Origin of the sequence: Paenibacillus sp. FSL P4-0113 (genome assembly GCF_038009305.1) — a bacterium.
In the GTDB taxonomy this organism is placed as follows: Bacteria; Bacillota; Bacilli; order Paenibacillales; family Paenibacillaceae; genus Paenibacillus; species Paenibacillus polymyxa_D.
Map to the genome: position 1 here is coordinate 2368668 of NZ_JBBPAZ010000001.1, position 24062 is coordinate 2392729.

Consider the following 24062-nt stretch of genomic DNA (forward strand, 5'->3'; position numbering starts at 1 on the left):
AACCACCGGACGTGTGAATCACCTTATGGAAATATGACCGACAACAGTTGGTCAATCCGGTGACCATACGTGTGCTCCCGCAGGGTTCGTTCCAGAGCACGCAGAGCAATCTCACGACGCTCCTTTTCATGCGTCAAATAAAACTCAACCTTCTCCAGCAGTTCCTGCTGAGAGCTGTAGGTCTCTATCTCTTCCCCTGGCTTATAAAAACGAGCCAGATCATCTCTTGTATCTGTCAGTTGCAACGTGCCACTGGCAGAAATTTCAAACGTACGCGGATTGGGCGAAGCCCCCGGAATTTTCAGTGAGTTGTTGTTCACCGAATCATCCTGATGGGAACGATGAAGATTAATTACGATTTTGCTGCCGTTGTACGAATCATTGGTCTCGCCCGGAGACATCCAGCGACCCAGCTCAATTTTGTCGCCATACGACTGATAATCTGGGAGACGATCCCACCAGATTCCGTTGATTTTAATGTTACGAGCCATGAGCTGCGGCATAATCGGATTAAAGAAATAGATGCGGTTCCAGTAGGCTGAGCCTGTAAACCCAATCTCACGTCGTACCGAAGCGGGCGAGCTGAGGGGGAAATAGTGAGTCAGAAATGCTCCAAAGGGCAAATAGTGCACAGACGTGCAACCCAACTGACGGTACAGCTCCATGCAGTTCATTTCTAACGTGAACACATAATCATAATTCGTAACGATTTTGGTCGTCGTGTCGGTGTAATATGGATCGTCCGTTAGCCAGATGGCGGTGGGGATGCCCAACTGGCGTACCGCAGTAACCTGCTCCAACGGAAGATCCATTCCATCCAGTGCCAGCATCAGATTCGGACGGAGCTGAGCGGCAATATCTCCTACCGGCTGACGTGGGTCTGTTACGGTAACCTGAGCCGTCATGCTCTGCAATGTGGTAATGACCGCCTCATCCAGCGGAGAATACGGAAGGCCTTTGCCTGAGACGACATACAGTACATGGATCTGTCGAAAAGGGAAAACTGCTTTCATCCGCGCAACAATTGCGTTAGCACGGCCGCGCAGATATCCTTCGTCGTATCCGTCATGCAATCCCGCAGTTCTCCCCTTTTCCCAGGAGGCTGCCGCCGTCTGGTGAACAGCCGGGTCATACGGTCCTGTCGTAGATATCGTCATCACTTTCACTCCTCACTGTTTATGGTGTTTACTTTAGGCCATCGCCTTGTCCAGCAGTTCTTCCATGCGATTGGAGTACATATGCTTTTGCATAGTCGTGTACAATGCGCGCCAGGCCATGCGTTCGCGTTCCCAATCATGCTTGAGATAGTAGTCCAGCTTCACTTTCAATTCATCTGCTCCAGAGAAAGTTTCAATGTCATAGCCTGGTCGGTAATAACGGCTCAAATCCTTCCGAACATCCGTCATTTGAAGCGTGCCACAAGCAGAAATTTCATATGTCCGAGGATTGATGGACTCCGCTGAAAGCTGGTGTGTATTCCGATTATCCAGTCCGGGGTCTGTCGGGCGGTGCATATTGATGACAATTTTGGAGCCGTTATAATATTGAGCGGTCTCTTCCGGCTCCATAAAGCCCGGACGGATAAAGCGTTCCAGCACATCCCGCCGGGTCAGCCGATCCCAGTGCCCACCTACGATCAGCACTCTTTTGTCCGCCAAGAAGGGAGCTAGGTGGTCGAATAGCTTCACACGGTTCCAGAAGGCATTTCCAATGAAACAAATATCATGCTGATGCTCCCGCTCTACCCGCCGAGGATAAAAGATACGAGCTGACGCAGCCAGCGGCAAATAGTGAACCCTCGTTACTCCCTGATCGCGATAAAACGGCAGGCAAGAAATTTCGTGCGTAAATACGACATCGTAGGATTGACAGATCAACGCCGTATCCTCCGTAAAGTAAGGATCATCTACAAACCATATGGCCGTCCGAATGCCTAGGGCTCGTATTTGCTGTACCTGCTCCAGATGATCCGCCGGAAAAACATGCAGCCCGTTCATGACCAGCACGAGGTCTGGACGTTGAGCCTCGGCGTCAGCTAGCATCGTAGCAGGCGTACCGATGGCGCATGAGCTGCATATTTGGCCTAATGCTTCTTGCACACCTGTGTCTATAGCTGCGAAACCTTGCGGAATATACAACACTTTCAAATGACGAACAGCAGGCTGTATGGCCACGACCTGTGACAGAGCAGCCGTGCAACCGCCCATTCTGCGTCCTTCCCGATAGCCGCATCGGTACGCTTCGCGTTCATTTCCGCTTTGTTGATCGTTCACATCCTTCACCCTGTCCTGTTGTAGGATAAACTTCTGTCACTCCTAAACTATATGCGGAGGGGTCAAACGCATCATGGACGACTGCCACTGCCCGGACAAAATTGGCGTTTGCCCGTCCAACTGCCGAACCGCAAATAACCCCGAAGCTGTGTAGCTTCGGGGGGTTAGCTGTCATGGATGTTCTGCATAGTTTACTGAGCCTGGTAAGCGACCTGGTGTCCATCTTCATAACCTTTGGCAAAGCCTGAATTGAAACCCTCGTTGTAAGCTGCATCATACCCCTGCTGAAATGCCTGCGGATCATGCTCCAATGCAACAGTCCCGGGCTGTGGATTCTCCGCAGAAGGGACTGCCACCGGGTTAGCTTGAGGTTTTTTTCGCCGCCGCAAAAGAGGATGTCTTCTACGTGCAGAATGATGTCCTCTTTTACGGCGTCTTAGAGCAAGCAGACGTCTTCTTCTCCGTTTTAATCTGCGAATGCTGGAACGCCGGGCATCTTTACGTCTTTTGCGGGCTTTTTCCCGAGTGGCGCGTTCCCACCTTGTGCTCATTTTCATTCCTCCTTTGCTTTCTCGTGGTGGTTTCATTTTTCTGAACAGGCACATGGAGCCACGGTTTCGTCGGTTTTCCATATACCTGTCGTCTTAATGGAATACCCGCCAACATTTGCGTGATTTCGCCCTGGTAGTTGCTGAGTATACGAATGGTTTCTTCCAGACGGGTAGCCGACATATCCGCATGGGGCGTCAAGTCCGCAAGACTGGTCAGCATCCGGGCAACGGCGTGCTGGCTGGCAGCAATAGACTCCATTATATCCAGCTTGATCTCACGTTCACGCCTCATGCTCATTAGTTCATATCCCCCGAGCCCATGCCTCCCATCATCCCTTCCATGCCGCCACCCTGCTGCTCATCCTGATCCAGCAATGCTTTGAGATTGCTGCAAAGACCAGTCTGAAGCCGCGTTAATCCCTCCAGCATTTCCACCATTTGCTCGTGAATCTCCAAAGGTCGCCCCAGCTGTTCTTCATCGGTGTCAAAGGCGTGGGGCGCCAGATGGTTCAGCGCCCAATTACGCACTTTTTCTGCTTCGACCGCCTTGGCCTCCAGGATCATAGACACATTCCGCTGCATTTTGGAGGCTGCGTCCAGCATGTGAATCATTGCTTGTTCCCTACTCATGTGTTCACTCCCTGCCCTCGGTTGTTACGTTACTCCTCTTCCGGGTATGCCGTTTCCTTCACGACACGAACGAGCATTTCAGCCATTGCTTCCTGAAGATCGGCAATGCCGTTCAGATAGGCCACAATGCTTTTGTTTACTTGTCCCGAGCTGTCGAGAATGCCCGGAATTCCGTCAAAACGCGGCTCCTCATCTGGCAGTTCATGTATGATCTGCGCCATGCGCACAACCACCTGCCGTTCCGCATCCAACAACCTTGACATCTGCTGCTGCGAGTGCGAAATGTGGATCAGCAAATCATCTAACTCGTTATGCATAAGCCCCTCCTTTATGTGCTCCGCCGTGCGGAACGCACGAATTACCTACGGGCTTTCCGCTACTACAGCGTATGCCGCAGCGAGTAGTCGGTTCCGCCTAAAAGCGCCTATTCAGATCATTACAGATGCCCGTGCAGCACCGGTGGAGCAATAATAGGCTGCTTCTCCGGCAATGCCGACAATTCTTCAGAGGACAAAAATTGAATTGGATAGTCCTCAGCCCGCCAACTCATCACAGCGTAGAGGGTAAGGAATGGTCTTTTCCAACCGTTGCCGATTTGGTACAGTTGCCCACCTTCAGCATACAGTAACTCGATCCATCGCCTACGTTGGGCCGGGATATGAAGTGTGGGAAGCATGGACATGTTCCCCAGCTCAGGAGCCGCCAGCACAGGCAAGGGTTCCTCTGGCGACTCAGCTACAGGTGCATCAGTGCTGCCGGAAACTGTGACCTCCGGCTTCCCTACCAAGGGAAGTGCCAACAAGTCCAGCTGAGACAATCTGACAGGGCGCACGTTTTCACCTCCCGCAGCACTGACTCCATGCAAATACCGCCTTCTTCCCGATTCTAACCGAAATACTACACCGGACGGTCCCTGAACAACCGCTCCGATGGGGTAAAAGCTTGCCGCTGATACGTGTGTTTCCTTACCTGTTGAGATCTGGTCGTCCGTCTCCGCTGTACTGAATTTCAGGTTGTGGAACAGCTTATCCGCGTCCCCCCACTTTTGTACAAAAAAGGATCGGTTCCGGCTGCTTTCCTCCATTGAACCGCTTGTTTCGGTCGTTAGAGGAAAACCATACACCGTATCCCGATCTCTTTCTTCATAATGGATAAAAGCATCTCCGGCAATTGCCATACGTATCCCCAACAAACGCACACGCAGTAGCCAATCTGCATGGGCCTCCTCAATACTGTGGCAGCCTTCGTCCCAGTAGCCCGTTTTTTTCAGTGTCTCTCTGCGCAGCAATAAACAAAATCCAGCCAAGCTTTCGGTCTCTCGCCATGCATCCGGTTTGGGAACATTGAAGGTCATGGCAAATTGACGTGCTCCATTTTCGTTCATATCAGGAACCTCGATCTGCTGTTCTTTGAATGGACCATTCGTTACAGGCCCAACAACACCCATACGCGGATCGCTGTGTAAACACCCTAACAACCGATCCAACCAGCCGGGGGTCACCATGGAGTTTTGATCCAGTACCACAATAGTTGTTCCTTTTGCCATCATCAGCCCCTGATTCAGGCTACCTATCATTTGCACATCCTTTTTTAACAGCGCATAACGCACAGCGATGCTTTTACGGAGCAAATAGGTGGATGTCCCGTCCGTCGAGCCGCAGTCCACTACAATAATTTCGTGAGGATGGCTCGTATTCTCCTCAATACGGTGAATGCATGCACGGAGCTGTTGAAGCTGATTGCAGGACGGAATGATAATACTGACGCCTTCAAAAACCTTGCCGAACGAAGCCTGACCCAACCTGTTACCTTGCTCCTGGCCCCTTTTATATCCTGACCAGTAGCCTTTCTTTCCGAGCCGCTTGCTGTGTTTCCTTTGCATATTCAGGCGTTTCATGCCGTTCACTCCTCCGGGTGGCATTATGCCTATACTATATGCCTGGCCCGGTAGGATGGTGTTTCATTGAGATCAAGGTAGAAGTCCTTTCATTTTCAATCCAGCTTCCTGAAGGGAATCGAAGGTTCCTGCGTCGCTCCAATAACGCCGTAAAATATCATATTCCAGCTTGCCTTCAGCGGCATAACAGTTGTTAACATCCGTGATCTCAAGCTCACCACGTGCCGAAGGTGTAATTTGCCGGATCTTATCGAACACGGCAGTATCGTACATATAGATACCCGTAACGCAGTATTTGGATTGGGGATGCTGTGGCTTTTCTTCAATCCGCGTAATGCTCTCCGGACGCTCAGGATCAAACACGGGTACCCCGTAACGACGAGCATCTGCCACCTTTTTCAACAACACTCTGGCGCTCCCCGGGGGCTGTTGCTTGAATCGTTCGATCACAGGTCCCAAGTCTTCCTTGAACAAATTATCACCTAACAAAACAGTGAATTTCTCTTCTGCCTGCATATAGCTTCTTGCCAGTTCGAGTGCTTCTGCAATGCCGCCCGCCTTTTCTTGAATCCGGTAGGTCAGTTGGACACCATAATCACTGCCACTGCCCAAAAAATCGGTATACAGCCCGGCCGATTGTTTACCAATAATAATAAGCATATCGGTGATTCCAGCCTGTCGCAGCCTCTCGATACCATATACGATCATGGGATACTTGCCGACCGGAAGCAGATGCTTGTTGAGTAATGTAGTCAACGGATGAAGGCGCGATCCGGTTCCTCCTGCGAGAATAACCCCTTTCATATCTTCCTTCCTCCTTCGACAGCATGTTCAGTGCATACAACCCCAGCGTTTCCAGTTTCGATGAACATTCTGGGATCTATGCTCCATTTCTCTATAAATAAACGATAGTTCCGCTCGATCAGCTCTTCGATCCAGGAAGTTTCCGAGCGTGAGAAGCTCGCATTCCCCTCGTGATAGACAAAACAGTCGTTGCACATGAGCAGCTTGTAGCCATGCACACGTGCGCGCAGACAATAATCGTCATCCTCATAATGTCCGGGACTGAACCGTTCATCCAGCAATCCGATCCGTTCCATCAGATCACGCCGGAATAACAAACAAAATCCGACCAACCGCTTAACCTCCTGCCACCTGGAGGGATTACTTACATTATTCTGCTCCGCATATCTCAGACAGCTGGCCAAATCTCCTTCCAAGCCGTGTATCTGCTGAATACCGCTGACGCAATTCGTCACCGGTCCCACCAATCCCACGATGCTTTCGCTCTGCAATGCGGCCAACATATTCGATAGCCATCCCCGCGTAACCGTCACATCATTGTTTAAAATAACGAACTGATCACCCGAAGCCAGCCGGAGCCCCATATTACATGCTGCTGGAAAGCCCCTGTTTTCAGGAAGACGTATGCTGATCAGCCGCTCGGATGCGCAAAAATCATCCGTTCCGTCATTCGAAGCGTTGTCCACAACAATGATTTCATACGGTACATCTATCGTATGTGTCCGAATCGCCTCAATACACGGCTTTAACAGATGCAGGCCGTTATAAGTCGGAATAATGATGCTCGTCAGACTCATTGTGCATTCCTCCCTTTGGCAACGTCTACCCGTGTTGGAACAGGCCCGAGCGGGGAATACCCGGCTACCTGAAACACAGCCGTCAGTGCCTCTGCATGATCACCGACGATCAACTGTTCCATAGCGTTCCCTTTGCCAACATTGAAGGTCCGCTTACGGTTTGTTTTAATGACATCGACAGCATGTACTGCCGCCACGATCATGCCATACAGAATTGCCATGGCGTGGGCTTTTGGCGGTACGGCAAGCACGGCTGAGCCAAGCTGATCCAGTAAACGCCGAGATAATGCATGCGGTACGGCGGTCAATGAGCTTGCTCCCAGATCCGGCCTGCGCAGTACGCGATTCAGGAATGCTTTGCACCGTGTCACGCTGTCTTGCTGGGCATAGGGGGGCAAATGTCTGCCCAGATCATTAAGCGCGACATCCGTTCCCTGATCCACCGCGTGGAGAAAAGGCAGCAAATCAGATCCCGAAATCGGCAAATCTCCGTCCACGAACAGCACAATATCAGCCTGCGTCATACGCGCGCCTACTGCACGGCCAACATCATGCCCCAGTCGATCGGGCACGTTGACGAGAGTCACATTAGGATGATGTTTGGCTACGGTGGAGCGCGTGCCGTCCGTGCAGCCGTTCAATACGACAATGATATCCGTAAGCGGAAGTTTTTCCAGCTCGCTCAGCACCCGGTCAATCGTTGACTCTTCATTACAGGCGCTGACCACGGCCGCTGCGGTTCCCTGTAATACAATATCTCCCGGAACTTCGCGTTCCACAGGCGGAGTCACTTTGGTCATTCCTGTTGCCCGAGGTGTGGGCTTTCTCACCCTACGGCTATGCATTGAAGTCGTCGTTCCTCGTTTTCGCTGAACACGTCTGACCCCCCAGCTCGGTTCTTCACGCTTCCCTCTGCGATACGGTCTACTCACAGTTTCACCTCGTCTCTGATCCGTTTGCGCTCCAAATCCGTAAAGCCCGCACGCGTTCCCAGATGCGATGTAAGCCAGGCAATGGCATCCAGATGATCCTGAACAATTACACCTGCCAGCGGGTCCTTGCCGTTCTGTTTTTTACGTGTCGCATTTATTTTACCGACAGCTATTCCATATACAGTCACCACTCGTAACCCGGAAGCGATGGACATAGCTTGAAATAAAGGAGGTTTCTCCAAGGGCTTTGGACCTATTTTGTTTAGAGCCTTTTGACTAATGGCGTGTGGAATGCCAGTCATAGATGCCCCCCCTAAATCAGCACGATTCGACAAGATATTCAATACATGCTTTGCCTCCACTACAGGATGTACGGGCGTATGATTCACAGGTCCATGGTAATCATTCAGCACCACATCCGCTCCTGCACATATGGCGTGTATAAACGGCCGGAGTCTAACGCAGGGAATGACGATATCCCCATCCAGGAAAAGCAGGATCTGTCCGGATGCCGCCTCCGCTCCAACACGACGGCCAACATCATGTCCGAGCGGTTCCGGGAAAGAAAGTACACGAGCTCCCGCCGCTGCTGCCACCTTCGCCGTTCTATCGTGTGATCCGTTCTCAACGACGATAACCTCTGTATGTGGATGGACACGGCGCGCCTCGCGAATCACAGCTCCGATTGTTTTTTGCTCATTCATGGCCGGAATAATGACAGATACGAAAAACTTTCCCACTGATGACGGTCCAGATGGTCGCTCTTCGCCGATCTGTGCCCCTCTCTCCGTGTCGAGTACCTCCCTCATGGCAGGGGTCTTATGCATGTTCGGCATTCGTAACGGCAGCCACATCTTAGAATGATAGTATGCGCCGGAATGCCGCCTCCGTTTGATCTTGTATCCAGCTCTTCCCTGCTTCTTCATGCTCCCGTCTCACCTCCCTTCCTGCTGTATAGATGGACAGCATGATTAGGACAGTTCAACATAACCTATGCGGTCCAAAAGCCGTGTGTAACGGCAAGCGTGGAGTCTTTTCGACATAGCAATTTTCGACTTTATTTTACATAACTTATTAATCCTATTAAATAAGTGAGTTATTAGGGTCTAAAGATTCATTTTGGATAAATTTGTGACATAGATCTTCTCGTCTGTCATTCTCTGTGCTAATATCAGAGCCAGATGATGGGAGTTCAAAAAATCAACATTAGTTTTTTTTGCATAAGTCATTCTTTTCCATTATCCACCATTATTCTATTTTCTTTATATACGACAGGAAAGGAGGAGTTTGTCACCTTTTTAGGCCACATGCTTCATACTGCAGTACCCTCTTTTCACGTACGCTTCATGAAAAACACTTCGGTATTTCTCTTCATGTTCCATTTTCTTCTATTCCAGACGACAACACGACCTACATAAATGGCGCAATGCCTTATTCAAGACAGGATGATTCATCCTGACATTAATCGAGGAGAGTGAATTTTTAATGAAAAAAGTATGGGTTTCGCTTCTTGGAGGAGCTATGTTGTTAGGGTCTGTCGCGTCTGGTGCATCAGCGGAGAGTTCCGTTTCGGGGCCGACTCAGCTTACACCGACCTTTCACGCCGAGCAATGGAAAGCCCCTTCCTCGGTATCGGGTGACGACATTGTATGGAGCTATTTGAATCGGCAAAAGAAATCGTTATTGGGTGCGGACGACTCTAGTGTACGTGAACAATTCCGAATCGTTGATCGCACAAGCGACAAGTCCGGTGTGAGCCATTATCGGCTGAAACAGTATGTAAACGGGATTCCCGTATATGGAGCTGAACAGACTATTCATGTGGGCAAATCTGGTGAGGTCACCTCTTACTTAGGAGCGGTGGTTACTGAGGATCAGCAAGCTGAAGCTACGCAAGGTACAACTCCAAAAATCAGCGCTTCTGAAGCGGTCTACACTGCATATAAAGAAGCATCTGCACGGATTGAAGCCCTCCCTACCTCCGACGATACGATTTCTAAAGATGCTGAGGAACAAAGCAGTGTAAGCAAAGACACTTACGCCGAAGCAGCTAACAACGAAAAAACGCTATCCATTGATAAAGACGAGCTGAGTCTTGATAAAGCGTCTGCCTTGAAAGATAGCAAAATTGAAGCGGTGGAGACAGAAAAAAGTTCCATTGCCAAAATCGCTAATCTGCAGCCAGAAGTAGATCCTAAAGCCGATCTGTACTTCTATCCTAAAGGGGATGACCTGCAGCTGGTTTATGTAACAGAAGTCAATGTTTTAGAACCTGCCCCACTGCGTACTCGCTACATTATTGATGCCAATGATGGCAGCATCGTATTCCAGTATGACATCATTAATGAAGCGACAGGCACAGGTAAAGGTGTGCTTGGTGATAGCAAATCATTCAACACGACGGCTTCCGGTAGTAGCTACCAGTTAAAAGATACAACACGCGGTAATGGTATCGTGACTTACACGGCCTCCAACCGCCAAAGCATCCCAGGTACCCTTCTGACCGATGCCGATAATGTATGGAATGATCCAGCCGGCGTGGATGCCCATGCATATGCTGCCAAAACATATGATTACTATAAGTCTAAATTTGGACGCAACAGCATTGACGGACGCGGGCTGCAACTCCGTTCGACAGTCCATTACGGTAGCCGCTACAACAACGCCTTCTGGAATGGCTCCCAAATGACTTATGGAGACGGGGATGGTAGCACATTTATCGCCTTCAGCGGGGACCCCGATGTAGTGGGACATGAACTTACGCACGGTGTCACAGAGTATACTTCGAATTTGGAATATTACGGAGAGTCCGGTGCATTAAATGAAGCTTTCTCGGACGTTATCGGCAATGACATTCAGCGTAAAAACTGGCTTGTAGGCGATGATATTTATACGCCAAACATTGCAGGCGATGCTCTTCGCTCTATGTCAAATCCTACGCTGTATGATCAACCAGATCACTATTCCGACTTGTATAAAGGCAGCTCCGATAACGGTGGCGTTCATACGAACAGCGGCATTATTAATAAAGCCTACTATTTATTGGCACAAGGTGGTACTTTCCATGGGGTAGCTGTAAATGGAATTGGCCGCGATGCAGCGGTCCAAATTTACTATAGTGCCTTTACGAACTACCTGACTTCTTCTTCTGACTTCTCCAACGCACGCGCTGCTGTGATCCAAGCGGCAAAAGATCTGTACGGTGCGAACTCGGCACAAGCAACTGCAGCTGCCAAATCTTTTGATGCTGTAGGTGTAAACTAAATCATATACGCTATAATCCTCATATTCTCGTCCATAGACCGTTGCCGTTGTGCAACTGTCATGTGGCCCTACTCATACAATGGACGAAAAAATAGGGGTGCAGTGTACAAGTCTGCGCCCCTTCCCCCCTTATTTATGGCGTCCCCTCAAAGGGGCGCCCTTTTCATATTCATAGAGTCCCTCCGATCATTTTCGACTAAATAAGACAAATAAACCGTAAATCAGGGACTAAAGATTCATTTTGGGGTATTTTGTAAAATTAATCTTCTCGTTCGACAACCTCTGTGCTAATATCAGAGCCGAGACGATGAAATTGCAAAAAAAATAAACCTTAATATTTTACATAAGGTCATTTTTATCCAGCCTCTTCACGTTTCAAAGGAGCAACAAGACTTACATATATGACGCTAGGCTTCTGCAAACAGGGTGTTTTTTACCCCAACATTAATTAAGGAGAGTGAGTATGAATTGAAAAAAGTATGGGTTTCACTTCTAGGAGGAGCTATGTTATTAGGAGCCATTGCGCCTGGAGCCTCCGCAGCTGAAAATTCTGTTCCCGATCCGACTCAGTTTACGCCAACATTCCAAACGGTGAACTGGAAGTCTCCTTCAACGGTAACAGGCGACAATCTGGTCTGGAGCTTTTTAAATCGACAACAAAAAACATTATTGAGTCTGGACGATACCCACATCGGTTCCCATGTGCGCGAGCAATTTCGTATCGTGGATCGCACCAGTGACAAATTTGGTACAAAGCATTATCGGTTAAAACAATATGTAGACGGAATTCCCGTATTTGGAGCCGAACAGACCATCCATGTGAACAAGTCTGGTCAAATCACCTCTTATTTGGGAGCTGTCATTTCAGAAAATCAACAAGCCGATGCTAAAGAAAATACAACTCCAAAAATCAGTGCTACTGAGGCTGTATATACCGCTTATAAAGATGCAGCTATACGGGTTCAGTCTCTCCCTTCCTCCGCCCCAATCGTTCCTGAACCTTACGAGGGTACAAGTAGTGTAAGTAAAGACACTTACGGAACAGCATCTAACAATGAATTTTCAATCTCTGTTGATAAGGACTCCTTGGATTTGGATAAAGCAGCTGAACTGGAGAACAGTACATTGGAAGTGGTAGAGCCTGCATCCTCTATTCCCAAGATTGCCAATCTGGAACCAAGCGTGGACCCTACAGCAGAACTGTACATCTATCCCGATGGAGACTCCACACGTCTCGTCTATGTAACCGAAGTTAATACTCTACAGCCCACTCTGCTGCGCACACGTTACTTTATTGACGCTAATGACGGAAAAATCGTATTCAAGTATGACATTCTTAACGAAGTAATCGGCACAGGGCGCGGTGTATTCGGCGATACCAAAACATTTGAAACCACAGCCTCGGGCAAGAAGTATCAACTAAAGGATACGACTCGTGGTAAAGGAATCCTAACTTATAACGTCCACAACACCGAGACGCTCCCCGGCACCCTGTATACAGATTCCGATAACGTATGGGAAGATCCTGCTGCGGTGGATGCCCACGCTTACGCTATTCGCACTTACGATTATTACAAGGATAGATTTGGACGCGACAGCATTGACGGGCATGGCATGGCCATCGCTTCGGCAGTCCATTACGGCGCAAAGAACTACAATAATGCCCACTGGGGTGGCACTCACATGCTTTACGGAGACGGAGACGGCACGTTATTTGCCCCTTTTAGCAGCGACCTTGAAATTGTTGCCCATGAGCTGACACACGGTGTGACCGAGCATTCATCAGGGCTCGTGTATTTCGCTGAATCTGGTGCATTAAGTGAAGCCATCTCAGATATTATAGGCAACGACATTGAGCGTACCAATTGGGATTTCGGCAAAGTCGCTTATACCCCTAATATTAAGGGCGATGCCATTCGCTCCCTTTCCGATCCTGTCAAATACGGTCAAGTCGATCACTACAGCAATCTCTATCCTGATCCTAACAACGAGGATTATGGTGGAGCCCATATTAATAGCGGTATTATTAATAAAGCCTACTATCTACTGGCACAAGGTGGCACTTTTCATGGTGTCAAGATAGATGGAATCGGACGTGATGCAGCCGTATATATTTATTATAATGCCTTCACCAATTATCTGACTTCCACGTCTAACTTCTCCACCGCACGTGCTGCTGTTATCCAAACAGCCAAAGACAGTTATGGTGAAAATTCAATAGCCGTAACCTCTGCTATTAAGTCTTTTGATGCCGTAGGTGTGAAATAAGTGTAATAATATAAACTTCCCCGATATTACAAGTCTACCCCCTTCTCTCTTATGTATACGGCGTCCCACTAGGGGACGCCTTTTTTCTACTATAAAGTTGATTATGGACACTTATATTCCTGGCTTCTTATTATTGCCCCATCGCAATCCAAAGGACCAACCCTTCACATAGCGGACCTGAGTGTATGCGTTCCACAGTAAGTACTGCTGAATACCTCTGACGTTGTGTGACGGATACCATCACTCCCGGTATACTGGCATTGGCTGTGATTACATACTGTGTATCTACAAAAGGTTTCTCAAATACAACGCTCACTTCACCCCTATCCGCTTGTGCGGGGAGGTGAAAAGAAATGCTCCCATATTGAGGTGAAGCTATATGATCGTCAGAAGCCTCGTCACTGGTCGCTGATCCGTCGCGAATGGCATTCAAGTCTAATTCTTTCTCCGTATCGAAAGCTAGATCGATATCTTGCTCAGGCAAGACCACGCGCTGCTTTGGGCGGTGTCTTCCTTCCGCAATGTGAATACTGGTTATGGAACAATCCAGTAATGAATCTTGCTCTGCCTGATCTTCCATCGTAATAGACGGTTTATCGTTATCCATCCTGCATTCCGTATCTGACTCAGGCACAGACAACAGCAGTACAGATGCTCGATTCATCTGCATCGCTTCCTCTAGCGTTTTGGGAAGCTTATGCTTCTTCCATGCCGCTTCCTCTACAGCTTGAACCGAGGTATCCTTCTCTACAGGGGCAGGGACCGTTGCCGTCCCGCGCTGGCTCGGTCTATGACTGCCGGAAGTCGAAGCCGCTTTCTCCTTGTTAACACGGGGGGAGGGAACCGCATGGGAAAGGTTACGCCGTGCTGTTCTTTTATCCTTAGGGCTATGGTTCGTACGATGGTTCATGGTGACCGCTCCTTTGGCACAGGAGTGAACCAGCGGTCGCTCCGCTTCATTCACCCGGCTGGGAATCATGGCTAATGCCTATAAGATAGCCTATGCGCGTAACAGCGCCTACGTCACTCCGTTACGCAGTCCGTTATGATTTGTGCCCAGCGTTGTGCTGAGTGCTGCCACAAAAATCGTCTCCGTACCTCGCCAAGTCCGGCTTCTCCCATCCGTCGTCGCAAGTCAGGTTGCTGGAGCAGCCTGATGATGGCATCGGCCATTTCCTGCTCACCGTGAGACGGATACACAAGCCAGCCTGTCTCGCCGTGTTGTACTACCTCTGGAATACCGCCGATTCGTGAAGCGACCACCGGCACTCCTGCTGCCATAGCTTCCAGATTGACCAGCCCGAAGGCCTCATCCTTCACTGAAGGAACAACAGTCACATCGGCTAGCTGATATAGCGAGGCCAATGCTGGATGCGGAACATAGTCTAGGAATTGCACATGCTTCCCCAACCTTAGTTTACGCACCTGCCGATGCAACGACGCCGTATACGGCGTGAGGCGGTCATGCCCGTAATAGGCACTACCTGCAATGAGCAGCAGTACGCCCGGGCAGGCGCGGACGACATGCCGCAGGGCCTTGAGCAGCCGGTGAACGCCCTTCCCTGGCATCAGTCTGCCCGCAAATAATACGATTTGGCGGCCTGACCAGCCGAAATCGTCCAATCGCGCCGACCTGGCCGCTTCTGCTGCTGGAGTCCACCGTGGCAGGAAATCGCCAGGATGGATACCCAGCTTGTTTACGACGATGCGTTTCCTGACTGCTTCGGAACAGTCAGAAGCTACGATTGCTCCCAAATACGCACTGTTCACAATAATGCGATCCATTGATGCCAGTAGCCTACCCATGTCCTTCCGTTCAAGGTGAGGCTCCCGGATGAACGTGGTCGAATGCAAAGTCAGCACAACTCGGCTATTGGGCAAAGCCTCGCGAATGGCATACGCAACTGCCGGGCGGTTGTGTACATCTACTACCGCTGGTGACCATCTCTTTAAATCGGCAATCACCTCAGAAATATAACCTGCTCCCCGCGTAAAACGCATACAGGGAATTCCGTCGACATCGCCATGATCCGATGCCTCTGCTCCCTTTATGCCATAGATCTGCGCCTGAAGCTCATGACTAGCCAGCGGTACCATGCGGGCAATTACCCGCTCCACAGAACTGCTGCGGGGCGAAGGTATAACAAAGGAGCCCGGTGTAACAACTGCTACCTTCGGCCTCTGCATCACCACACCTACTTTCTGACCTTATTCCAACACTCTGCAACACTCATCTTGTATCATATCGTCTGCCTCCCTGAAAGGTGCCTCGCTTCTAACTTTGGGCTTACCGCAAGGCTAGCGTCCATGCCTGGCCGATCTTTGATACATATGATGGACTACAATCACAGTATGATCAGTTGGAGTGCTACAAGGAGGGCGGACATACTCATGTTGCATGTCGGCGTCATGCTCAACCCGGCAACCTACCGGGGCATTCCCGCCATGAGGACGCGATATGAATCCATCGCCAATTACGAGGACGCCGGGTTAAGCTACGAGCTCATCCCCTGCTTTCTTCGTCTGGAGGATATTCATATAGCGACCGGAACATGCCGGGCTTTTGTTAAACACGGCAACGAGTATCGGCAAATGACTCTTCCGTTGCCGCCGGTCATCCACAATCGGACTCTCTATCGGCAAAATGAAAATGCTAGAGATATCAACAAGCTTGTACAAAAGGGATACTATATTTTTAATGAACAAAACCGTTTCCCCAAAGACCATATACATGCAATTCTGCAGGAAGACCCTCTGCTACGCATCCACCTCCCCAAAACCTTGCAAGGCAACCTTTCCTCCATCCATACCTTAATGGAGGAAACCGGAGATGTTGTCATTAAACCCAGTAGCGGTAGCGTGGGTAGAGGAATTATGCGTCTGCGGTATTCCCGCGGAGGCTGGACTTTGCAATGTGCACATCCTTCTATACCTGAGCGTTGGTCCACACTACGTTTGCATGTCGGAGAACTCCCGTTATTTCTACACAAACGACTGCTGCATGTGCCTCATATCGTACAGGAAACCATACCGCTTGCTTTGTACAACAATCGTCCGTTTGATATCCGTGTGACGGTTCAGCGCGGATATGGCGGTATCTGGGGTGTGACAGGCATGTTCGCTAAAATTGCTCCTTCCCACACCTTTGTCTCCAATGTGGCACAGGGGGGTACGGCCCGTTCCTTACTGGAGGTGTTATCACAAACAGAGACGGTTCAGACTTCGAACGCAGTCCGGCTGATGAATGAACTGGAGCGGCTCTCGTTACAAATCGTGCACCGACTGGCACAAACCCTTCCCCGTCTCGCCGATGTCGGTCTGGATCTGGGAATTACCCGTGAAGGCAAGATTGTTTTTATCGAATGCAACGGTCGTGACCAGCGCTATGGCTTCAGCCAGGCTGGCATGCACAATGTCTGGAAAGAAACATACACTCAGCCGATGGCTTACGCTCGTTGGCTTCTCGAACGGATGCCTTCGTCAGATACCGAACGTTCACCAGGCCGTCCACTGTATTGATTTACGTCACATTCTGTGTCAATATAGTTCAGAGCGGCCGGACAGGTTCCGGCCAAGACGGCTCGGAAATGAACAAGGGGGATCTGTAATGGCAAAACAGTGGCTGCGGCTCATGACGGAGCTATCATCGCGCAAGTGGGTGTGCCGGATTGTGGGCTCCTTCGCGCAAAGCGGTGCAAGCCGACTTTTTATCCCCACCTTTATACGTACGTACCAGATCCAGACGCATGAGGCTGAACAGGAATGGAAGGAATACCGTTCTCTGAACGCCTATTTTACACGCAAATTAAAAGCGGGCATGCGCCCGATTGATACGAACGCCGAGGTGATGACCAGTCCGGTGGATGCACGGATTACTTTCACTGGCCCAATTACGTCCGGCACTCTTTTGAATGTCAAAGGGCAGGACTATACGCTGGAAGAGCTTCTTAACCGCTCTCCGCGTCTTGAAAAATACACACACGGCTATGCTTTTGTACTCTATCTCAGCCCGACGGATTATCATCGCATTCATGCACCAGTATCCGGTACGCTGGTAGAAAAAGAGCATCTGCGCGGCAAGGTATACCCAGTGAATGACTTCGGCTTGCAGCATATGCGAGCAGTTCTTAGCCGCAATGAACGACAGATTACGTACATCGCCCACGAATACGGTGAGGTGGCGGTCGTTAAGGTTGGCGCAATGAATGTGAGTAGCATCAAATATACGGATGATAAAGCCGTCTCATGGACAAAAGGAGACGATCTCGCCTATTTCGAATTTGGGTCAACCGTCGTTTTGCTAACTGAGAACGGTACGTTTGAGCCAGACCCCGCATTGAAGCTGGGGGATGTGGTGAAAATGGGACAACGTCTGGGTTGCTTTCGACATGATCCCAAAGCATAAGTGAATATATCATAACAGGATTATAGCTACACATATGAGCATTGGGATCGAATGATATAAATTGCTCATATAAAAAAGGACCCGGCGTAATGGCTCGGGTCCTTTTTTTGGAATTTATCCTTTATATTTGTCATGCGTTACTCCCATTATGCCTAAATCCGAAACAGCTTGTCCACCGTCTATAACATTACCGGATCTCAGACGGACTTTTCCCCGTGTATTGCTTGAATTGGCGGCTGAAAAAAAAGATGTCACGATACCCCAAAGCCTCTGCCACCTCGGTCACATTCATTCCCGCATGCAGCAGTAGATGCTGTGCACGCTCAATCCGCATGCTGATAATATGAGATTGCGCGGAAACACCTAGCAGCTCCTTGAATTTAATCGAAAAATAACGCGGTGACAGCCCTGCCCGTGCAGCTAAATCCTCGACGCGATGAGGAAGTCCCGGATGCTGACGCACGTAGTTGGCCGTTTCCCGAATGACCTCGGTGAGCTGGTTACTGGCCTGTTGCTCCTGCGGCTCCTTACGGTCCGCACGCAGCAGATGAATCATCAGTTGTTTTAGAATCAGCTTGCCTTCCTCGTCAGCTCCGTAAGCACGCTCCAGGCGCAGTCGAACGTACCTGGCAAGCATATGCTCTACCTCGAACGTTTCCTCCAGCATACGGTAGCTTGCAGGGACTAGCTCTGGTTGTTCGATGAGATCAAAATGAATATAGGTAAGTATGAGCGGCTTTTGCGGGTTATGTGTGGCACGGGTATCATCCCCCGGCTTGAACAGGAAGCAACTCCCCTTGCTCACCGGATACGATGTTCCGTTTAAGACCACTGTTCCTTCTCCGCTCCATACATAGAATAAATCATAGTTTGGCATCGGCTTCTCGCGTACCTGCCATTTCCAGCCCGGCTCGCACACAATTTTGGCGAAGGCCGACAACAGGATAAACGATGACGCAGATGTATCCAGCAAAATCTGCACCTCCTCTTGTTAATCTTTGGTTGTCCTCTATCCCGTTAATTTATAATATAAGCTCAGCGCCTTCATTAAGCAAAAAAATGCGTTTTTATGCTCCCAGATGCTTTTGCGTGACGCTTACCGTGTGTGATGCTATAATATGTAATCAAAATGACTTGGAAGGATGAAACGGGAATGAATCCACTGGCAGCGCAGTTAAACCAAAACATTCAGACAGGCAACGAGCATGTATATCAAATGCTTTCTCTTTTAGGGAAAGAAATTTATTTCCCAAAAGAGGGGATTTTGAGTCAATCCGCAGAAGCCGGGAAGCTTGCTAAAAAGTACAACGCCACGATTGGTATTGCTACGGAAGGTAACGGTCCTATGCATTTGGAGGTCATTCAGGAGAAGCTGTCCGCTTACAATCCCAAGGATTTATACCCTTACGCACCCCCTGCGGGCAAACCTGAACTTCGTAGTGTATGGCGTGACAAAATGCTGAAGGAAAACCCTTCATTGGCTGGAAAAGGTTATGGCCTTCCCGTAGTTACGAACGCGCTGACCCATGGTTTGAGCATCGTTGCCGACCTGTTCACGGATGAAGGGGACGCTGTCATTTACCCAGACAAAAACTGGGAAAACTATGAGCTGACTTTCGGTATTCGCCGTCATGGACGTTTGGTGAATTTCCCGTTGTTCACAGAGGATCAACGTTTTAATAGTGAAGGATTACGCGAGGCGCTACTGGCACAGAAAGAATACGGCAAAGCAATCGTTGTGCTGAACTTCCCGAATAACCCGACGGGCTACACACCGGGAGTCGAAGAGGGTAAAGCGATTGTTGCTGCCATTCAGGAAGCCGCAGAAGCAGGCATCAATGTCGTAGTTGTGACGGATGACGCTTATTTTGGTCTGTTCTTCGAGGACTCCCTGCATGAATCACTATTCGGTCAGTTAGCTGGACTTCATCCGAGAATTCTACCCGTCAAAATTGACGGAGCTACCAAAGAAGAATTCGTTTGGGGCTTCCGTGTCGGATTTATTACCTTTGCTTCGGAACATCAGGATGTACTGAGCGCACTGGAACAAAAAACATTAGGGATTATTCGGGCAACGATTTCGAGCGGTCCTCACCCATCTCAAACCTTCGTCCTGGATGCCCTCAAATCACCCGATTTTGCACAACAGAAAAATGAAAAGTTCCAAATTATGAAGGGGCGGGCTAATAAAGTCAAAGCGTTGCTCGATAGTGGAAAATACGGAGATGTATGGAGCTACTATCCTTTCAATTCGGGTTATTTTATGTGCCTTAAGCTGAACGGCTTGTCCGCTGAACGACTGCGCACACATTTGCTGGAACAATATGGGGTAGGAACAATTGCGCTGGGTGAATATGATCTCCGAATCGCATTCTCATGTATCGAGGAAGAGTATCTGGAAGACCTGTATGACATTGTTTACCGTGGCGCACAAGATTTGTTGAACGCATAATATGTAACAGATTCAATATAGCATCATTAGCGGTATGCCGGATGTTGTGGCATACCGCTTTTTAATGGGCTGAACCATTGTAAGTCACACTTCGAAACAAACTATCCTTCAGCAGCGAGCATTGATTCTTGTGCGAGTGGCAGCAGGATGACTACCTCCGTTCCGACTCCGGGCTCACTCTCATAGTGTATACTTCCGTTCATGGCTTCAATGATTCGAAAGGAGACGACCGTTCCCAGTCCCGTTCCTACCTCTTTGGTTGAAAAAAACAAAGTACCCACTCGCTCCAGATGCTCCTGACTCATGCCTTTTCCTGTATCCCTAATATGCAGACATGCCTTCTCTTCCTGAATCGCCAGCTTTATGTATACCCTGCCTCCATCATCCGCAGCTTCGATCGCATTTTTCGTCACATGTATTAACGCCTGTAACAGCTGATTACGATCCATATGTACGTATATTTCATTCCTTAGCTCAGTATACAGTCTTACGCCTTGCTTGGTCGCCATCGGTTTCAAAAGCAAAACAATCTGTTGAACCATGCCAGACAGATCCATCAGCTCTGTGTTCCCAATCTGCGGTCTGGATAAGTTCAGATAGTCGCTAATAATTCTTTCAGCCCGATCGACCTCTGCTAGTGCCAAAGCAATATATCTGCGATTTTTCCCTTCTAGCCCTGACTGAACCATTTGCAAGAACCCTTTAATAACGGTCAATGGATTCCGTACTTCATGAGCCATAGAGGCAGCCAGTTCACCTAACGTATTCAGATGCTCAGCATATTTAATCTTTCTTCTCATTTCTTCCCGTTCCAAACTAAACTCCATCCAGAAAGAGGAGGCTCCAATGCTTAGGAATTGAATCATACCGAACCAGAGTATTGCCCGGATCAGCTCGATCTCATCCTTATCTAGCCTTCCATTGACCCAGGAATGTATTAACAGAAATATAAACATGGCAATACTGGTCCATATACTCATTAGCATATTCATGCCCACCCGAAGCAATATACTATTGAGCTGCATAAACTTTTTTCTCACCAAGAGAGGCCCCAAATAACACAACATCATGCTGGGAAAACTCACCACTATAGACTCAGGATCTATATACATACGAGCCATCACCATCAACGTTATATTCAGAAGCCCTGCCTTAGGACCAAAATATAAAACAGAAAGGATCAGAGGAACATATCGAAGATCCCAAAATAGTCCATACCAAATATACGAAAACATAAGGCAAAGCACAGAAGACACACCCAGCACCCCTCCCATAAGCAACGGGGTATGTTTCATATGCCGATGATCTGACAAAGCGCTATATACCAATAACGGTACAAACACAAGAAATATGTTCACGAGCAGCTTATCTATCAGCATCTCGTCTTTCCCACTTTCCAAGTGATAATGATTACGTACTTCTTCTATTCTCGACAATACGTGTCTTTTCCTCTCTCCTCCCCTACATCTGATGAAAAATATAAGGCGATTCAGCAACATACCTGAGCAATGGCCCACGCAATCTGAAAATCCACTTCATAAGATACGATGTATCCTTTATCACAATGACCGAGAGGAGAATGAGCATGGGAGCAGAAGAAACAAGAGGCGGTTACGGTGGTTACGGCGCATTCACAAGCACAGGAACAATTCTGGTACTGTTCATTTTATTAGTTATCATCAGCAAAACGATCTTTATATAAGCTGACGGATATCTGCACCCACGGCTATGATAGCAGTACAAAAAAAGGCTAATTCGCAAGCAGCAAGTGCTGCCTGCGAATTAGCCTTTACTTTATTCACATAGATACAAATCACACTTCTTCTTCATCCTGACCGTCCAAACGCCATTTTTTGGCTTGAGCGCCTCGTAGCAGGAACACTACTGCAACTCCCCCAAGCAACGTGAGCAGTGTAGACAGTAGATCTTCCGTTCCCTTTGCCAGAAAAGGAAGCCACAGAACCACAGCAGCCGGCAACGTCAACCGAACAACAAAGTCGAGAAAAGACGCACGACGACTATGCGCAGGAATCGGATACAACTGAAGCCATAACGAATCCTTGTGATACTGCCTTAGTGAAGTGACCTGTACACCAATGAGGAATATGAAAAATAAATATACTGCAATACCAATCCAACTAGCATGGGTGATATATATAATTAACAACCCCAGAATCCCGAGCCGAATGACAATACCTGCTGGCTCTGTGCGCAGGAACGTCTTAAACAGCAGATAACGATACGCTCCCCTTCTGTTCCAAGGTATGTTACCTCCCAACCAGGATAGCCAACGGCGCGGCGTCACTCTCTGCGTAAGGGCGGGCACATCGACAAACCAGCCCAAAGTGCGCATCACCCGAGCAGCCTGCATACCCTCTGTACGAATCAGCTTTTCCCAAGCCACTAGCAGCTTGACCGGAAAACGCAGAACAAGCACGTACACCACACCGACCAATATGATAAATGGTACGCTGTGTAGTGGAGGCTGCCATAGCCATGCGGCTACCATCAGCACAGCCAACACCCACCGAAGCAGACGATAGCCTATACTCCCGCCAATCGATACCATACGAAGCTCTTGCCAGCCGCCGTAGCTGAATAGCAGCTTTAATAGCACGAACAGTAGCAGGGTCAGTAGCAACGGCTTAGGCGCGGAATCACTGCGAATATACAGCGGCCACACTATAATAGACAGCAATAGCAAACCGAATATTTTATACACCACACCCCGAATCCGGCTGGCCTTAAAATAATAGTGCATTGCGTGCTCCTGTGGACGGAGAAAAACAATATCCGCTGCGTTTAAATACGTACGAAAGCTCGCATGAGCAATCGGAATAGCCACAATAAGCATGATCCAGCGGATGGGCAAATCCGGTGGAGTATGCATTAGTAGCGACGTGTACCATGCGGCAAAGGCAATCAGTGCAAAGCCGAACACCACCGCCAGACCGCTCTGAATGACATAGCCCAGATAAGGCAACACCTGTCCCCAGAACGCTACACGTCTTTCTTTATGCAGACGTTGCAAATCCATGCTCATTCCCTGCCCTGTACCAGCTCATAAAATGCATCTTCCAGCGGCATGCCCGGCTTACCCGCCTGTGCTGTCACTTCGTCCAGCGTACCCTGCGCAATGATGGCACCCTGATGAAGTACAATGAAACGATCGCAATAATTTTCAATCGTGGACAAAATATGAGAACTGAGTAGAATGGACGAACCCGAACGCTTCATCTCTAACATAAAGTCAAGCAGGGAACGAATACCAAGCGGGTCCAAACCCAAAAAAGGTTCATCTATGACATACAACGGCGGTCCCGCTAAAAATGCACACATAATCATCACTTTCTGGCGCATCCCTTTAGACAGGTGCATCGACATACTTCCACTTTTATCCCGCATACGGAACAAGTCCAGCATTTGATCACTGCGTGTGCGGAAATCTGCTTCGCTAACTCCGTACGCTCTGGCCGTGAATTCCATATGCTCCATCACCGTCATTTCAGGATACAGCTCTGGAGATTCAGGTACAAAAGCAATGGCTCCCTGATATTCCTCGGGATTTTCATCCTGCTTATGCCCCTGCACACGAATTTCTCCGGCCTGCGGTGTCATCAGGCCCAAAATATGCTTCATGGTCGTACTTTTCCCGGCCCCGTTCAGACCAATCAGTCCTACCATTTCGCCCGGTTTCACATCCAGCGAAATCTGATGCAACACCGGGCGCTTGGCGCTATATCCGCCGGTCAGTCCGTTAATTTGCAACACAGGCTGTTGTTCCATGGC

At 49.0% G+C, this 24062-nt stretch carries 23 protein-coding genes; 6 read left to right on the forward strand and 17 right to left on the reverse strand.

Going from position 1 to position 24062, the window contains the following annotated elements; genetic code table 11:
* Positions 1 to 23: 23 nt before the first annotated feature.
* The 11 genes from MKX46_RS09920 to MKX46_RS09970 all read right to left on the reverse strand — a co-directional run bounded on the left by MKX46_RS09920 (position 24) and on the right by MKX46_RS09970 (position 8810).
* Positions 24 to 1157, reverse strand: coding sequence for a CgeB family protein (locus MKX46_RS09920; protein ID WP_029518281.1), 1134 nt, complete (start codon positions 1155 to 1157; stop codon positions 24 to 26).
* A 33-nt stretch (positions 1158 to 1190) separates the two neighbouring features.
* On the reverse strand, positions 1191 to 2282 hold the full coding sequence (locus MKX46_RS09925; RefSeq protein ID WP_029518280.1) for a CgeB family protein: 1092 nt from the start codon (positions 2280 to 2282) through the stop codon (positions 1191 to 1193).
* A 182-nt stretch (positions 2283 to 2464) separates the two neighbouring features.
* The gene (locus MKX46_RS09930; protein WP_069012644.1) at positions 2465 to 2824 is read right to left on the reverse strand and encodes a hypothetical protein; all 360 of its coding nucleotides are present in this window, start codon (positions 2822 to 2824) and stop codon (positions 2465 to 2467) included.
* A complete protein-coding gene (locus tag MKX46_RS09935; RefSeq protein ID WP_039272663.1) occupies positions 2772 to 3122 on the reverse strand; it encodes a hypothetical protein in 351 nt (116 codons plus the stop codon). The genes MKX46_RS09930 and MKX46_RS09935 overlap by 53 nt, the downstream gene beginning before the upstream one ends.
* Positions 3122 to 3454 (reverse strand): hypothetical protein, encoded by a 333-nt coding sequence (locus MKX46_RS09940; protein WP_029518277.1) that lies wholly within the window; start codon positions 3452 to 3454, stop codon positions 3122 to 3124. Before MKX46_RS09940 ends, MKX46_RS09935 begins: the two co-directional genes overlap by 1 nt.
* A 29-nt stretch (positions 3455 to 3483) precedes the next feature.
* Positions 3484 to 3771, reverse strand: a complete 288-nt coding sequence (locus tag MKX46_RS09945) for a hypothetical protein (protein WP_013311765.1) — start codon at positions 3769 to 3771, stop codon at positions 3484 to 3486.
* A gap of 119 nt (positions 3772 to 3890) precedes the next feature.
* Positions 3891 to 5351, reverse strand: coding sequence for a glycosyltransferase family 2 protein (locus MKX46_RS09950; RefSeq protein ID WP_069012643.1), 1461 nt, complete (start codon positions 5349 to 5351; stop codon positions 3891 to 3893).
* 72 nt (positions 5352 to 5423) lie between these two features.
* Positions 5424 to 6155 carry a sugar phosphate nucleotidyltransferase gene (locus MKX46_RS09955; RefSeq protein ID WP_029518275.1) on the reverse strand — a complete coding sequence of 244 codons (732 nt, stop codon included), beginning with the start codon at positions 6153 to 6155 and terminating at the stop codon, positions 5424 to 5426.
* Positions 6152 to 6952: a glycosyltransferase family 2 protein gene (locus tag MKX46_RS09960; RefSeq protein WP_069012642.1), complete on the reverse strand. Its 801-nt coding sequence runs from the start codon at positions 6950 to 6952 to the stop codon at positions 6152 to 6154. The genes MKX46_RS09955 and MKX46_RS09960 overlap by 4 nt, the downstream gene beginning before the upstream one ends.
* Positions 6949 to 7884, reverse strand: a complete 936-nt coding sequence (locus MKX46_RS09965) for a glycosyltransferase family 2 protein (RefSeq protein WP_069012641.1) — start codon at positions 7882 to 7884, stop codon at positions 6949 to 6951. Before MKX46_RS09965 ends, MKX46_RS09960 begins: the two co-directional genes overlap by 4 nt.
* Positions 7881 to 8810 carry a glycosyltransferase family 2 protein gene (locus tag MKX46_RS09970; RefSeq protein WP_069012640.1) on the reverse strand — a complete coding sequence of 310 codons (930 nt, stop codon included), beginning with the start codon at positions 8808 to 8810 and terminating at the stop codon, positions 7881 to 7883. The genes MKX46_RS09965 and MKX46_RS09970 overlap by 4 nt, the downstream gene beginning before the upstream one ends.
* Positions 8811 to 9369: 559 nt before the next feature.
* On the opposite strand from MKX46_RS09970, the gene MKX46_RS09975 reads away from it, so the two are divergent.
* Positions 9370 to 11148: a M4 family metallopeptidase gene (locus MKX46_RS09975; protein ID WP_069012639.1), complete on the forward strand. Its 1779-nt coding sequence runs from the start codon at positions 9370 to 9372 to the stop codon at positions 11146 to 11148.
* A 468-nt stretch (positions 11149 to 11616) separates the two neighbouring features.
* The gene (locus MKX46_RS09980; protein WP_341071215.1) at positions 11617 to 13416 is read left to right on the forward strand and encodes a M4 family metallopeptidase; all 1800 of its coding nucleotides are present in this window, start codon (positions 11617 to 11619) and stop codon (positions 13414 to 13416) included.
* A gap of 130 nt (positions 13417 to 13546) precedes the next feature.
* Here the strand turns inward: MKX46_RS09980 and MKX46_RS09985 are convergent, their stop codons facing one another.
* On the reverse strand, positions 13547 to 14326 hold the full coding sequence (locus tag MKX46_RS09985; RefSeq protein ID WP_209949721.1) for a WIAG-tail domain: 780 nt from the start codon (positions 14324 to 14326) through the stop codon (positions 13547 to 13549).
* A 113-nt stretch (positions 14327 to 14439) separates the two neighbouring features.
* Positions 14440 to 15603 (reverse strand): glycosyltransferase family 4 protein, encoded by a 1164-nt coding sequence (locus tag MKX46_RS09990; protein ID WP_340956725.1) that lies wholly within the window; start codon positions 15601 to 15603, stop codon positions 14440 to 14442.
* 204 nt (positions 15604 to 15807) lie between these two features.
* Here MKX46_RS09990 and MKX46_RS09995 point away from each other — a divergent pair, with 204 nt between their 5' ends.
* Both MKX46_RS09995 and asd read left to right on the forward strand, forming a co-directional pair.
* Entirely contained in the window at positions 15808 to 16935 is a 1128-nt protein-coding gene (locus MKX46_RS09995; RefSeq protein WP_341071216.1) for a YheC/YheD family endospore coat-associated protein, read from the forward strand.
* An 88-nt stretch (positions 16936 to 17023) separates the two neighbouring features.
* The gene (asd, locus tag MKX46_RS10000; RefSeq protein ID WP_029518267.1) at positions 17024 to 17821 is read left to right on the forward strand and encodes an archaetidylserine decarboxylase; all 798 of its coding nucleotides are present in this window, start codon (positions 17024 to 17026) and stop codon (positions 17819 to 17821) included.
* A gap of 187 nt (positions 17822 to 18008) precedes the next feature.
* On the opposite strand, the gene MKX46_RS10005 is transcribed toward asd, so the two are convergent.
* The gene (locus MKX46_RS10005; protein WP_069012637.1) at positions 18009 to 18794 is read right to left on the reverse strand and encodes a helix-turn-helix domain-containing protein; all 786 of its coding nucleotides are present in this window, start codon (positions 18792 to 18794) and stop codon (positions 18009 to 18011) included.
* A gap of 180 nt (positions 18795 to 18974) precedes the next feature.
* Here MKX46_RS10005 and MKX46_RS10010 point away from each other — a divergent pair, with 180 nt between their 5' ends.
* Complete coding sequence (locus MKX46_RS10010; protein ID WP_069012636.1) at positions 18975 to 20273, forward strand: aminotransferase class I/II-fold pyridoxal phosphate-dependent enzyme; 1299 nt, start codon at positions 18975 to 18977, stop codon at positions 20271 to 20273.
* A gap of 101 nt (positions 20274 to 20374) precedes the next feature.
* Here the strand turns inward: MKX46_RS10010 and MKX46_RS10015 are convergent, their stop codons facing one another.
* Positions 20375 to 21652, reverse strand: a complete 1278-nt coding sequence (locus MKX46_RS10015; protein ID WP_029518264.1) for a sensor histidine kinase — start codon at positions 21650 to 21652, stop codon at positions 20375 to 20377.
* 206 nt (positions 21653 to 21858) lie between these two features.
* Between MKX46_RS10015 and MKX46_RS10020 the strand changes: the two genes are divergently transcribed.
* Entirely contained in the window at positions 21859 to 21975 is a 117-nt protein-coding gene (locus MKX46_RS10020; RefSeq protein ID WP_023990126.1) for a hypothetical protein, read from the forward strand.
* A gap of 111 nt (positions 21976 to 22086) precedes the next feature.
* On the opposite strand, the gene MKX46_RS10025 is transcribed toward MKX46_RS10020, so the two are convergent.
* On the reverse strand, positions 22087 to 23310 hold the full coding sequence (locus tag MKX46_RS10025) for an ABC transporter permease (RefSeq protein ID WP_039272674.1): 1224 nt from the start codon (positions 23308 to 23310) through the stop codon (positions 22087 to 22089).
* Between the two features lie 2 nt (positions 23311 to 23312).
* Positions 23313 to 24059 (reverse strand): ABC transporter ATP-binding protein, encoded by a 747-nt coding sequence (locus tag MKX46_RS10030; protein ID WP_013311782.1) that lies wholly within the window; start codon positions 24057 to 24059, stop codon positions 23313 to 23315.
* Positions 24060 to 24062 lie beyond the last annotated feature (3 nt).

What these genes read in the sequence shown, in the direction of transcription:
- MKX46_RS09920 (WP_029518281.1), bottom strand. Translation starts at nt 1,157, where the DNA reads ATGACGATATCTACGACAGGACCGTATGACCCGGCTGTTCACCAGACG.
- MKX46_RS09930 (WP_069012644.1), bottom strand. Translation starts at nt 2,824, where the DNA reads ATGAGCACAAGGTGGGAACGCGCCACTCGGGAAAAAGCCCGCAAAAGA.
- MKX46_RS09935 (WP_039272663.1), bottom strand. Translation starts at nt 3,122, where the DNA reads ATGAGCATGAGGCGTGAACGTGAGATCAAGCTGGATATAATGGAGTCT.
- MKX46_RS09940 (WP_029518277.1), bottom strand. Translation starts at nt 3,454, where the DNA reads ATGAGTAGGGAACAAGCAATGATTCACATGCTGGACGCAGCCTCCAAA.
- MKX46_RS09945 (WP_013311765.1), bottom strand. Translation starts at nt 3,771, where the DNA reads ATGCATAACGAGTTAGATGATTTGCTGATCCACATTTCGCACTCGCAG.
- MKX46_RS09950 (WP_069012643.1), bottom strand. Translation starts at nt 5,351, where the DNA reads ATGAAACGCCTGAATATGCAAAGGAAACACAGCAAGCGGCTCGGAAAG.
- MKX46_RS09955 (WP_029518275.1), bottom strand. Translation starts at nt 6,155, where the DNA reads ATGAAAGGGGTTATTCTCGCAGGAGGAACCGGATCGCGCCTTCATCCG.
- MKX46_RS09960 (WP_069012642.1), bottom strand. Translation starts at nt 6,952, where the DNA reads ATGAGTCTGACGAGCATCATTATTCCGACTTATAACGGCCTGCATCTG.
- MKX46_RS09970 (WP_069012640.1), bottom strand. Translation starts at nt 8,810, where the DNA reads ATGAAGAAGCAGGGAAGAGCTGGATACAAGATCAAACGGAGGCGGCAT.
- MKX46_RS09975 (WP_069012639.1), top strand. Translation starts at nt 9,370, where the DNA reads ATGAAAAAAGTATGGGTTTCGCTTCTTGGAGGAGCTATGTTGTTAGGG.
- MKX46_RS09985 (WP_209949721.1), bottom strand. Translation starts at nt 14,326, where the DNA reads ATGAACCATCGTACGAACCATAGCCCTAAGGATAAAAGAACAGCACGG.
- MKX46_RS09990 (WP_340956725.1), bottom strand. Translation starts at nt 15,603, where the DNA reads ATGCAGAGGCCGAAGGTAGCAGTTGTTACACCGGGCTCCTTTGTTATA.
- MKX46_RS09995 (WP_341071216.1), top strand. Translation starts at nt 15,808, where the DNA reads ATGTTGCATGTCGGCGTCATGCTCAACCCGGCAACCTACCGGGGCATT.
- asd (WP_029518267.1), top strand. Translation starts at nt 17,024, where the DNA reads ATGGCAAAACAGTGGCTGCGGCTCATGACGGAGCTATCATCGCGCAAG.
- MKX46_RS10010 (WP_069012636.1), top strand. Translation starts at nt 18,975, where the DNA reads ATGAATCCACTGGCAGCGCAGTTAAACCAAAACATTCAGACAGGCAAC.
- MKX46_RS10015 (WP_029518264.1), bottom strand. Translation starts at nt 21,652, where the DNA reads ATGCTGATAGATAAGCTGCTCGTGAACATATTTCTTGTGTTTGTACCG.
- MKX46_RS10020 (WP_023990126.1), top strand. Translation starts at nt 21,859, where the DNA reads ATGGGAGCAGAAGAAACAAGAGGCGGTTACGGTGGTTACGGCGCATTC.
- MKX46_RS10025 (WP_039272674.1), bottom strand. Translation starts at nt 23,310, where the DNA reads ATGGATTTGCAACGTCTGCATAAAGAAAGACGTGTAGCGTTCTGGGGA.
- MKX46_RS10030 (WP_013311782.1), bottom strand. Translation starts at nt 24,059, where the DNA reads ATGGAACAACAGCCTGTGTTGCAAATTAACGGACTGACCGGCGGATAT.